The sequence below is a fragment of the Pseudomonas sp. PH1b genome, assembly GCF_000633395.1.
Taxonomy (GTDB): domain Bacteria; phylum Pseudomonadota; class Gammaproteobacteria; order Pseudomonadales; family Pseudomonadaceae; genus Aquipseudomonas.
Genome location: NZ_AYMU01000001.1, coordinates 328,877 through 340,929 on the forward strand (window position 1 = coordinate 328,877; position 12,053 = coordinate 340,929).

Annotated in this window: 8 protein-coding genes; 6 read left to right on the forward strand and 2 right to left on the reverse strand. The window is 63.1% G+C overall.

All coding sequences use genetic code 11. The annotated features are described in order from the left end of the window. The first annotated feature begins 51 nt into the window (after positions 1-51). The 6 genes from U873_RS0101570 (at position 52) to U873_RS0101600 (ending at position 10,513) form a co-directional block, all read left to right on the forward strand. Complete coding sequence (locus U873_RS0101570) at positions 52-1,779, forward strand: autotransporter assembly complex family protein (RefSeq protein ID WP_025126564.1); 1,728 nt, start codon at positions 52-54, stop codon at positions 1,777-1,779. Next, positions 1,776-5,453: a translocation/assembly module TamB domain-containing protein gene (locus tag U873_RS0101575; RefSeq protein ID WP_025126565.1), complete on the forward strand. Its 3,678-nt coding sequence runs from the start codon at positions 1,776-1,778 to the stop codon at positions 5,451-5,453. Before U873_RS0101570 ends, U873_RS0101575 begins: the two co-directional genes overlap by 4 nt. A gap of 307 nt (positions 5,454-5,760) precedes the next feature. Beyond that, positions 5,761-6,234: a MarR family winged helix-turn-helix transcriptional regulator gene (locus U873_RS0101585; RefSeq protein ID WP_025126566.1), complete on the forward strand. Its 474-nt coding sequence runs from the start codon at positions 5,761-5,763 to the stop codon at positions 6,232-6,234. Continuing rightward, positions 6,231-7,700 (forward strand): efflux transporter outer membrane subunit, encoded by a 1,470-nt coding sequence (locus tag U873_RS0101590; protein ID WP_025126567.1) that lies wholly within the window; start codon positions 6,231-6,233, stop codon positions 7,698-7,700. The genes U873_RS0101585 and U873_RS0101590 overlap by 4 nt, the downstream gene beginning before the upstream one ends. Before the next feature lie 15 nt (positions 7,701-7,715). Next, positions 7,716-8,915, forward strand: coding sequence for an efflux RND transporter periplasmic adaptor subunit (locus tag U873_RS0101595; RefSeq protein WP_025126568.1), 1,200 nt, complete (start codon positions 7,716-7,718; stop codon positions 8,913-8,915). Positions 8,916-8,983: 68 nt separating this feature from the next. Continuing rightward, positions 8,984-10,513, forward strand: coding sequence for a DHA2 family efflux MFS transporter permease subunit (locus U873_RS0101600; protein ID WP_025126569.1), 1,530 nt, complete (start codon positions 8,984-8,986; stop codon positions 10,511-10,513). Positions 10,514-10,610: 97 nt separating this feature from the next. Here U873_RS0101600 and lpxH read toward each other — a convergent pair whose 3' ends face one another. Both lpxH and U873_RS0101610 read right to left on the reverse strand, forming a co-directional pair. Next, positions 10,611-11,363 (reverse strand): UDP-2,3-diacylglucosamine diphosphatase, encoded by a 753-nt coding sequence (gene lpxH / locus U873_RS0101605; RefSeq protein ID WP_025126570.1) that lies wholly within the window; start codon positions 11,361-11,363, stop codon positions 10,611-10,613. Next, complete coding sequence (locus U873_RS0101610; RefSeq protein ID WP_025126571.1) at positions 11,360-11,863, reverse strand: peptidylprolyl isomerase; 504 nt, start codon at positions 11,861-11,863, stop codon at positions 11,360-11,362. The genes lpxH and U873_RS0101610 overlap by 4 nt, the downstream gene beginning before the upstream one ends. Positions 11,864-12,053: the final 190 nt, after the last annotated feature.

Below are 12,053 nucleotides of genomic sequence, written 5' to 3' on the forward strand. Positions count from 1 at the left end.
TGTGCATGAGCGCTCTATCGCCCTCTCAAGCTCGTGATAGCATCCGCGCCTATGAAGTTTCCAGGAAGATTTACCAGCGGTTTTTTGCTGTTGTTCACAAGCTGTGCGGCGCTGGCGCAGAGCGAATTGGATGTCAGGGTAAAACCCGCCAATGACGAGCTGAAGGCCAATGTGGAGGGTTACATTGGCGGTGTCGGTGATCGCAATGAAGAGGCCCTGCTGCGGTTCAGCCGGGGAGCTGAAGAGCAGGCGAAGAAAGCTGCCCAGGCCCTGGGCTATTACCAGGCCCATATCGAAAGCGAAGTGCGCGGTGGCGAGAAGCCCCGATTGCTGCTGCGCATCGATCCCGGCGAGCCGGTGCACCTGCGCAATGTGACGATCCGGGTCGAAGGCCCGGCTGCCTCCCTCAAGTCCTTTCGCACCCCCAGCAGCGACCAGCTCAAGCCCGGCGCGGTGCTCAATCATGGCCACTATGAAGACGCCAAGCGCCTGATCCAGAACCAGGCCTCACGCTATGGTTTCTTCAGCGGGCGCTTCACCCGCCAGCAGCTGGCGGTGGATCCCCAGGCCGGCGTAGCGGATATCGAGCTGGTCTATGACAGCGGTCCGCGTTATGCCCTGGGCAAGGTCAGCTTTACCGGCGATTCGTTGTTCGACGAAGACCTGCTGCGGCGCATGGTGCCGTTCAAGACCGGTGCTCCCTATGATTCCGAACTGATCGCCGAACTCAACCAGGCCCTGCAATCCAGTGGCTATTTCGAAGGCGTGCGGGTGGACGCCGCCCCCACCGCCGCCGAGCACGAGGTCATTCCGGTGGCGGTCCAGCTGGAAACCCGCAAGCCCCGGACCATGGGGCTTGGCCTGGGGTACTCCACTGACGTGGGGCCCCGGGTCAAGGCCAACTGGACCCGCCACTGGGTCAACCCCCAAGGCCACAGTTACGGCTGGGAAGCGGAAGTCTCGCAGCCACGGCAGAACGTTGGCCTGTGGTACGACATTCCCCTGGACCCGCCGCTGACCGACAAGCTGCGCTTTGCCGGTGGCTACCAGAACGAAGAACTTGCCGGCACCGACACCTTGAGCAAGCTGCTCACCATCGGACCCGAGTGGCACAGCAAGTTGCCCAGCGGGTGGCAGCGGGTAGTGTCGCTGAAGTACCAGCGCGAAGAGTATCGGCTTGGGGATGACTCCGGCCTGAGTAACCTGCTGATGCCCGGCCTGACCTATTCCTACCTGCGTAGTGACAACCGTATCGATCCGCACAACGGTTATCGCATCCAGTTCGACACCAAGCTGGCCAAGGAGGGCATGGGCTCCGACACCAACCTGCTGTATGGCACTGTCCTGCTCAAGGGCTTGACCACGGTCTGGGACAACCACCGCTTTCTCGGGCGGGTGCAGTTCGGTGGCAGCGCCACCAACGGCTATAAATCCATCCCGCCCTCCCTGCGCTTTTTCGCCGGTGGTGATCAGAGCGTTCGCGGTTACGACTATCAGACCCTGTCCCCGGAAAACTCCGAAGGCGACCGTATCGGTGGGCGCTACATGGTGGCCGGCAGTGTCGAGTATCAGTACTCCATCGCCGAGAAATGGCGGATCGCGACCTTCGTCGACCAGGGCAACTCCTTCAACAAGCTGGAACTGCCGAACCTCAAGACCGGGGTCGGGATGGGGGTGCGCTGGGTATCGCCGGTGGGCCCGATCCGGGTCGACCTGGCCCACGCGATGAATGATGACGGCGGTATTCGTTTGCACTTTTCCATGGGGCCAGAGCTTTGAAGCGCGGTTTGAAGATAACGCTGCTGGCGATCCTTGCGCTGGTGATCCTGATCATTCTGGCCGTGACGACGGTCCTGGGGACCCAGGCCGGCAGTCGCTGGGCGCTGGGCCTGGTGCCGGGGCTGACCCTGGACAATTTCGATGGCCGCCTAGGCGGGCAGTGGGGTGCCGATCATCTGCTCTGGCAGCAGGAGGGCAACCGGGTCGAACTCGATGCCGTGAAGTTCGCCTGGTCGCCCGCTTGCCTGCTGCGCATGACCCTGTGCATCGAACAACTGGAAGCCGAGCAGGTCAGCCTGCTGTTCCCACCCAGTGCCGAGGCGCAAGACAGCAGCGGCCCGATCAGCCTGCCGGACCTCAAGCTGCCCGTGGCCATCGAACTGGGGCAGGTGCGTGTCGGTAGCCTGCTGTTCAACGGCAGCGAAGAGCTCAAGGGCTTGCAACTGGCGGCGCACTGGACCGCCCAGGGTCTGCAGATCGATGCGCTGCGACTGCAGCGGGACGACCTGAGCCTGGCGCTGTCCGGTCTGTTGCAGCCCGGTGGCGACTGGCCCCTGACGGCCCAGGGCAACCTCGGCTTGCCGGCCCCGGGCGGCGGCCCCTGGTCCCTGGCGCTGAAGGTCGAGGGTGATTTGCTCAAGACCTTGAAGCTGCACGCCGACAGCAGTGGCTATCTGCAAGGACAACTCAGTGGCCAGTTGCAGCCGCTGGTGGAGAACCTGCCAGCCCAGGTGCGCATCACGGCCGATGGCTTCAAGGCCAGCGCCGATCTGCCGGACACCCTGCAACTGGATCAGTTGGAACTTACCGGCGAGGGTGATCTGAAAAACGGCTATCAGCTCAAGGGCAAGGCCAGCCTGCCGGCGGAGCAGGGGCCTGTGGTCCTGCTGCTGCAAGGCAAGGTCGACGCCAAGGGCGCGCAGATTGCCGCCCTGGACCTGAGTGCCAGCGACCAGCAGAGCCTCAAGCTCAGTGGGCAGCTGGACTGGAGTGACGGATTCGCGGCCGAGGCCAAGCTGGCCTGGCTGGACTTTCCCTGGCATCGCCTGTATCCGCTGATCGAGGAACCGGCGGTCAAGGTCCGCAGTTTCAATGCCGAAGTGGCGTACCGCGACGGCAACTACCTGGGCAACTTCAAGGGTGACCTGGACGGCCCGGCCGGTGCGTTCAGCCTGAGCAGCCCCTTCAGCGGCGACCTGACGAAAATCTTCCTGCCCCAGTTCAAGCTGGCCGCGGGCCAGGGCAAGGCCGAAGGCCACCTGAACCTGCAGTTTGCCGACGGCATCGCCTGGGACACGGCCCTGGACCTCTCGGCCATCAACCCGGCCTATTGGCTGGCGGAGTTGCCCGGTACCCTGGCCGGCCCCTTGCGCAGCCAGGGTGAAATGAAGAACCAGCAGCTCAAGCTCAATGCCAACCTCGACCTCAAGGGGCGCCTGCGCGGGCAACCGGCGGTACTCCAGGCCAAGGCCGATGGCGCGGGTGAGCAGTGGAACCTGAGTGCGCTGGATATCCGCCTGGGGGACAACCGGATCAGCGGTGCCGGCAGCCTGCAACAGAAGATCGCCGGCCAGCTGGAGATCAAGATGCCGCGGCTGGGTCAACTCTGGCCCGAGTTGCGCGGCCAGCTCAATGGCCGGCTCGACCTGGCCGGCAGCCTCAAGGCGCCGCAGGGCAAGCTGGACCTTGCCGGGCAGCAATTGGCCTTTGCCGAAAATCGCCTGCAGCACCTCAAGCTGGATGCCACCCTGGATGGCGCACAAAAGGGCCAGGTGGACCTCAAGGGCAGCGGTATTCAACTGGGCGACACCCAGTTGGGCACCCTGACCCTGGCCGGCCGGGGCGATATCAAGAAGCAGGCGCTGCAACTGGACCTGCAAGGGCCGCTGGTGAAACTGGCCCTGGCCCTCGATGGCGCCCTGGACCAGGGCAACTGGCGTGGGCGCCTGGTGAGCGGCGAGGTACAGAGCGGAGGCCAGGACTGGAAACTGCAGAACCCGGCGAAGCTGGAGCGCCTGGCCAATGGCACGCTGAACTTTGCCGCCCATTGCTGGGCCAGCGGCGATGCCAGCCTGTGTGGCGAGGACCAGCGGCTGATGCCCGATCCGAAACTGCGCTATCACCTCAAGCGTTTCCCCATGGAAAGCCTGGCCCAGTGGCTGCCCAAGGATTTCGCCTGGAAGGGCATGCTCAATGCCGATGTGCAACTGGATCTTCCGGCCAGCGGCCCCAAGGGGCAGATCATGCTGGATGTCAGCGGCGGCACCTTGCGGGTCAAGGAGAAGGAGCAGTGGCTGGATTTCCCCTATCAGACCCTGAAACTCAGCACCAGCCTCAACCCGCGGCGCATCGACAGCCAACTGCAGTTCGACGGCGGCAAGCTGGGGGAACTGATGGTCCAGGCGCAGATCAATCCGCTGCCGAAAAGCAAACCGCTGTCCGGCGAGTTCCGCCTCAGCGGTCTTGATCTGTCGGTGGCACGGCCATTCGTGCCCATGGTGGAAAAACTCACGGGCAGCCTGAACGGCAGTGGTCGCTTGTCTGGCGGCTTGCTGGCGCCCCAGGTCAACGGCAACCTGCAGCTCAGTGGTGGACAGGTCTCCGGTTCCGAGTTGCCCATCAGCCTTGAAGACCTGCAACTGACCGCGCAGATTGCCGGCGAGAGCGTGCAGCTCAACGGCGGCTGGAAAAGTGGCAAGGCCGGGCAGGGCAGCCTCAACGGCCACATCGCCTGGGGCCGCGCCTTGCTGGTGGATCTCAGCCTCAAGGGCACGCAGCTGCCGGTTACGGTCGAACCTTATGCGGCGCTGGAAGTTGCGCCGGACCTGAAGATTTCATTGCAGGACGACAAACTGGCGATTGCCGGCAAAGTGTTGATTCCCAAGGGCCAGATCACCGTGCGTGAATTGCCGCCGTCGACGGTCAAGGTGTCCGATGACACGGTCATCGTCGGCCAGCAGACTGACGAGGGCAAACCTCCCATGGCCATGGCGATGAACATCGACGTGGAGGTAGGCCAGGACAAGCTCGGCTTTGCCGGGTTCGGCCTGACCGCCAACCTGCAGGGGCATGTGCACATCGGCGACAACATGGACACCCGTGGAGAGCTGTGGCTCAACGATGGCCGTTACCGGGCCTATGGCCAGCGACTTACCGTGCGTCGTGCGCGGCTGCTGTTCGCCGGCCCGATCGACCAGCCGTACCTGGACATCGAGGCGGTGCGCCAGACCGATGACGTGATTGCCGGCATCCGCCTGAGCGGCAGCGCCGAGCAACCGGCGACGCGGATCTTCTCCGAGCCGGCCATGAGTCAGGAGCAGGCCTTGTCCTACCTGGTGCTGGGGCGGCCGCTGAGTTCCACCGGCGAGGACAACAACATGCTGGCCCAGGCGGCGCTTGGCCTGGGGCTGATGGGCAGTGCGGAACTCACGGGCGGCATCGCCAAGAACCTGGGCATCCAGGACTTCCAGTTGGACACCCAGGGCAGTGGCAACAACACCAGTGTGGTGGCCAGCGGGGCGATTTCCGAAAAGCTCAGCCTGCGCTATGGCGTTGGGGTCTTCGAACCGGCCAGCACCATCGCCTTGCGTTACAAGCTGAGCAAGAAGGTCTACCTGGAAGCCGCCAGCGGTTTCGCCAGTTCCCTGGACATCTTCTACAAGCGCGATTTCTGACCCAGCACATGGGGGGTGAAGTACACCGCCGCCCGCCGCCAGCAGTCGCGGCGGGCTCGCCATGAAAAGGCTTCGAGGTCCTGGTGGGTGTCGCTGCGGCACTGCCAATCAGCGCCCGCGAGGCCGGCCACGGCCCTGAGCATCAGGCTTTCCTTTCTCGAGCACGACCTCCTTCGGCTGCAGCCCTGCGGCGCCAGACCTTTGATCGTTAAAATAAAGAGCATGCTAATTATTACTTTGACATTCGCTGCCTAGGCAGTAACATCTCGACACACTCTCTCTGCCTAGGCAGCTAATTGGTGGTCAGATGAAACACTTCGAACCGGACGACTTTCACAATTGCCATCTCGGCCTGCTGCTGGGCCGTGCGGCCTTGCTCAAGGACCGGATCATCGACACCCACATGGAACCTCACGGCATCACTGCCGCGCAGTTCAAGGTGTTGATCATCATGGCCCAGTTCGGCGTCGACACCCCGGCCGAACTGTGCCGCCACCTGTCCCTGGACAGTGGCTCGATGACCCGCATGCTCGACCGCCTGGAGCAAAAGGATTTTCTCGCCCGGCGCCGTTCCGAAGGTGACCGCCGCCAGGTGCAACTGGTGTTGACGGAAGAAGGGCAGAAGCTCGCCGATCGCTTGCCGCAGATCGGCGCCGATGCGATGAACGAGCTGGCCGGGGCGATTACTCCCCAGGAACTGCGGACCCTGGAACACATTCTCAAGAAAATTTTGCTGGCAGCCGGTGACCCGATCACCGTCTTGCGGGTAGGTGATAAATGAGCAGTAAAACCTTGCGTGCGCGGACCAGTCTGGTGCTGCTGGCCATGACCCTGGCCGGATGTGCCAACTACAGCGGTCTGAATACCGAGGGCGTCAGCCTGGAGGCGAAAAGCCTCCAGGCCGGACAATCCCTTACGGGGGTGAGCCTGTCACCGGCGGCCTGGCCGCAAAGCGATTGGTGGAAAAGCCTGGGTGATCCACAGCTCGACGGGCTGATTCAGGAAGCCCTGCATGACAGCCCGGACATGCAGATTGCCAGCGCCCGTGCCCACCAGGCCAGCGCCGCGGCCTATGCCGCCGATGCGCAGCGGATGCCGACCCTGGATGCCAGCGCCGGTATCAGCCGTTCGCGCCTGGCCCGTGACCAGGACCCTTCGGGCGTCGGTGGAACCTACGCCACCGTGCGCAATATCGGCGCCAGCTTCAATTACAACTTCGACCTCTGGGGCGGCCAGCGTGCCGCCTGGGAAGCGGCGCTGGGCCAGGCGCGGGCGGCGGAAGTCGATCGCCAGGCTGCCAGCCTGACCCTGGCCGCCGATGTGGCGCGGGCCTACAGCGATCTGGGACGGGCACACATCGTCCATGATCTGGCGGCCGAAGACCTCAAGCGCACCCGGCAGATGCTCGACCTGAGCCAGCGCCGCTTGAACTCGGGGATCGACAGCCAGTACCAGTACCAACAGACCGAAAGCCTCGATGCCACTGCCCAGGCCAGCCTGATCGACGCTGAAAAGCAACTGCAGAGCGCCAAGATCGCCCTTGCGGTGTTGCTGGGCAAAGGGCCGGATCGGACCCTCGATCTGCCCCGGCCCAAGGTGCTGCAAGCCAGCGCGGTGGCCTTGCCGTCGACCCTGCCTGCCGAGCTCCTGGGCCGGCGCCCGGACCTGATCGCCGCACGCTGGCGGGTCGAGGCCGCGAGCAAGGACATCGATGCCAGCAAGACCCGCTTCTACCCCAACCTCAACCTGAGTGCCAGCGCGGGTGCCGAGTCGTTGCTGGGGGATGCGATGTTCGGCTCCGCCAGCCGCTTCTTCAGCATTGCACCGACGATTTCCTTGCCGATCTTCGACGGCGGTCGCCTGCGGGCCAATCTGGATGCGCGAGACGCCGACTATGACCTGGCCGTGGCGCAGTACAACAAGACGCTGGTGACAGCCCTGGGGGACGTCAGCGACAGCATTTCCCAACTGCGTGATATCGGCCGGCAGATCACCGCCCAGCAGCATGCCACCGACATCGCCCAGGACTCCTACAACACGGTGGTCCAGCGGTTCGGTTCGGGTATCGGCAATTACCTGGATGTGTTGAGCATCGAGCAGCAACTGCTGCAGGCCCAGCGCCAGCTGGCCACGCTGAATGCTCAGCAGATTGACCTGTCGATCCAACTGATGCGGGCCCTGGGGGGCGGCTTCAATGCCCAGAACCTGGCTTCGGCCACCCCGTCCCCAGCCCCGCAGCCCCAATAATTCGAGGTATTTGTCATGGCCACTGCCGACACTCAAGCAACACAAAACACCCCGGACGCCAGTAACTCCCGCAAGCGCAAAGTCATGCTGCTGGGGCTGACGGCGATTGTCGTCCTGGGCGGCCTGGGCGTATTTGCCTGGCACGAACTCTATGGGCGCTGGAATGAAAACACCGACGATGCCTATGTGAACGGCAACGTGGTGGAAATCACCCCGCTGGTCACCGGTACCGTGGTCAGCATCGGCGCCGATGACGGTGATCTGGTACATGAAGGCCAGGTACTGATCAATTTCGACCCCAACGATGCCCAGGTCGGCCTGCAAAGTGCCGAGGCCAATCTGGCTCGTACCGTGCGTCAGGTGCGCGGCTTGTACAGCAATGTCGATGGCATGCGTGCCCAGGTGGCGGCGCAGAAGGCCGAGGTGCAGAAGGCGCTGGACAACTTCAACCGACGCAAGAACCTGGCGGCCAGCGGGGCAATTTCCCAGGAGGAGCTGTCCCATGCCCGGGATGACCTGACCTCGGCGCAGAACGCCCTGGCCAACGCCCAGCAGCAGCTCAACACCACCAACGCCCTGGTGGACGACACCGTGGTTTCCAATCATCCGGATGTGCAGGCTTCCGCTGCCCAACTGCGCCAGGCCTACCTGACCAATGCCCGTAGCACCCTGATCGCCCCGGTGACCGGCTACGTGGCCAAGCGCACCGTGCAACTGGGCCAGCGGGTCCAGCCGGGCACTGCGCTGATGGCGGTGATCCCCCTGGATCAGCTGTGGATCGACGCCAACTTCAAGGAAACCCAACTGCGGGACATGCGCATCGGCCAGCCGGTGGACATCGAGGCGGACATCTACGGCAGCGGTGTGAAGTTCAGCGGTACCATCGACAGCCTCGGCGCCGGCACCGGCAGCGCTTTCGCCCTGTTGCCGGCACAGAACGCCACGGGTAACTGGATCAAGATCGTGCAGCGGGTACCGGTGCGCATCCACGTCAATGCCGAAGAGCTGGCCAAGCACCCACTGCGGGTCGGCCTGTCGACGGTGGTCAACGTCAACCTGCGGGACCAGAGTGGTCCGGTACTGGCCCAGCAGCCGCCGCAAAAGGCCTCTTTCAGTACCAATGTCTATGACCGTCAGTTGGGTGAGGCCGATGCCCTGATCGCGCGGCTGATCCATGACAACAGTGCTGCCATCGGCAAGACCGCCCAGCGCTGATTCGCCAATCCGTCAACTCCGGCCTCCTCTAGAGGCCGGAGTGCCAGCCCTGTTCCAAAGGATTCGCGATGAGCAATAACGCGTCTTTCACGCCCCCCAGCCTACTGCTGAGCACCATCGGCCTGTCCCTGGCGACCTTCATGCAGGTGCTCGATACCACCATCGCCAACGTGGCGCTGCCGACCATTTCCGGCAATCTCGGGGTGAGTTCGGAGCAGGGCACCTGGGTCATCACCTCGTTCGCCGTGAGCAACGCCATCGCCTTGCCCCTGACCGGCTGGCTGAGCCGGCGCTTCGGCGAGGTCAAGTTGTTCATCTGGGCCACCCTGCTGTTCGTGCTGGCCTCGTTTCTCTGTGGTATCTCCACCTCGATGCCGGAGCTGGTGGGCTTCCGGGTGCTGCAAGGGGTGGTGGCTGGCCCGCTGTACCCGATGACCCAGACCTTGCTGATCGCCGTCTATCCACCGGCGAAGCGGGGCATGGCCCTGGCATTGCTGGCGATGGTCACGGTGGTGGCGCCGATTGCCGGGCCGATCCTCGGCGGCTGGATTACCGACAGCTACAGCTGGCCGTGGATCTTCTTCATCAACGTGCCCATCGGGGTGTTCGCCGCCTGGGTGGTGCGTCAACAGTTGAAGGCGCGTCCGGTGGTGACCAGTCGCCAGCCCATGGACTACATCGGCCTGCTGAGCCTGATCGTCGGCGTCGGAGCGTTGCAGATCGTCCTCGACAAGGGCAATGACCTGGACTGGTTCGAATCCAACTTCATCGTCATCGGCACCCTGATCTCGGTGATCGCCCTGGCGGTGTTCGTGATCTGGGAAATGACCGACCGTCATCCGGTGGTCAACCTGCGGCTGTTCGCCCACCGCAACTTCCGCATCGGCACCATCGTGCTGGTGGGCGGCTACGCCGGATTCTTCGGGATCAACCTGATCCTGCCGCAATGGCTGCAGACCCAGATGGGCTACACCGCCACCTGGGCTGGATTGGCAGTGGCGCCGATCGGTATCCTGCCGGTGCTGATGTCGCCCTTTGTCGGCAAGTACGCCCACAAGTTCGACCTGCGGCTGCTGGCCGGCCTGGCGTTCCTGGCCATTGGCCTGAGCTGCTTCATGCGTGCCGGCTTTACCAATGAAGTGGATTTCCAGCACATTGCCCTGGTGCAGCTGTTCATGGGGATCGGCGTGGCGCTGTTCTTCATGCCGACCCTGAGCATCCTGATGTCCGACCTGCCGCCGCACCAGATTGCCGATGGTGCGGGCCTTGCCACCTTCCTGCGGACCCTGGGGGGCAGCTTCGCGGCGTCCCTGACCACTTGGATCTGGATTCGCCGGGCGGATCAGCATCATGCCTACATGAGCGAAAGCATGAGCACCTTCGATCCGGTCACCCGGGAGGCGTTGAACAACCTCGGTGGTGCCAGCACCAAGGCCTACGCGCAGCTGGACCAGGTCCTGACCAGCCAGGCGTACATGCTCTCGACGGTGGACTATTTCACCTTGCTCGGCTGGGTGTTCATGGGGTTGATTCTGCTGGTCTGGCTGGCCAAGCCGCCGTTCGCCGCCAAGGCCGGGCCGGCGTCGGCAGGGCATTGATAGTCTTCGTCGCAGGCGCTGGCGTGCGACCGGGCAGCGTAAGGTTTGCTGGCCCCTTCGCCGGCAAGCCGGCTCCTACGGTAGGGAAGACATCCGTTCAGGGCGAACTGGGTAACGCCAGTTGCGTCGGTACGAAATCGAACGCCGTCAGCTGGAAGCCTTGCTCATCCACCTGCAATACCCATCCCTGACGGTCCCAATCCCCCAGCACGATGCGCTTGGCGGCTTGTTCGCCAATCTGCAGCTTGTGGATCGCCGGACGGTGGGTATGACCGTGAACCAGGGTATGCACCCCGTGTTCCTGCATCACCCGTGGCACTTCGTCCGGGGTCACGTCGACAATGTCGTTGGCTTTCATGCGGGTCTGAGCGCGGCTCTCGTTGCGCAGTTTGCGCGCGAGCTTGCGCCGGGTGCGCAAGGGCAGGTGGCGAAGGATCCACAGGCTCAGCGGGTTACGCAGGTAACGGCGCATGCGCATGTAGGCTTCATCGCGGGTGCACAGGCTGTCACCGTGCATCAGCAGCACCGGCTCGCCATAGAAGTCGACGACGCTGGGGTCTTTGAGCAGGGTGGCACCGGCCGCCTTGCAGAAGGCCTGGCCGAGCATGAAGTCGCGATTGCCATGCATCAGGAAAACCTGCGTACCGCTGTCGCTGAGCGTGCGCAATGCCTGGCAAATGGAAAGCTGGTAGGGGGTCATGGCATCGTCGCCGATCCATACCTCGAAGAAATCCCCGAGGATGTACAGCGCCTCGGCGGCGCGGGCGCGCCCACCGAGTAAATCCAGAAACGCCCGGGTAATGTCCGGGCGTTCTTCTTCCAGATGCAGATCTGAAATCAGCAGTATCACTCAATGATCTCGGCTTTCTCGATGATCACGTCTTCCGCAGGTACGTCCTGGTGGCCGGACTTCATGGTGGTGGCCACGCCTTTGATCTTGTCGACGATTTCAGTGCCGGCGATCACCTTGCCGAATACTGCGTAGCCCCAGCCTTGCACGGTCTTGCCGCTGTGGTTGAGGAAGCTGTTGTCGGCAACGTTGATGAAGAACTGCGCGGACGCCGAATGCGGCTCCATGGTGCGGGCCATGGCGACGGTGTACTTGTCGTTGGAAAGGCCGTTGTCAGCTTCGTTCTGGATGCTTGGACGCTTGTCTTTCTTTTCTTTCATGCCAGGTTCGAAGCCGCCGCCCTGGATCATGAAGTTACCGATGACGCGGTGAAATACGGTGTTTTCATAGTGACCGGCTTTCACGTATTCGACGAAGTTGGCCACGGTCAACGGGGCTTTCTCGGCGTTCAGTTCCAGCACGATCTCGCCGTGGTTGGTGGTCAGTTTGACTTGGGTCATGGTCGGTACTCTATATAAGGAAAAGCGTTTTCAAGAAAAACTTCGGGCTCTGGGGCTGGCAAGCGGCCCGGGCCGGTTTGGCCATCCAACAGCCAAGGTGCGCAGTTTAGCGTGACAGCCACGAAATTCGAGGCTGTTTTTTCACTTGCCTGCTATTAATAGCCGCAGTTTTAAAGTTCCGCTCTGTCAG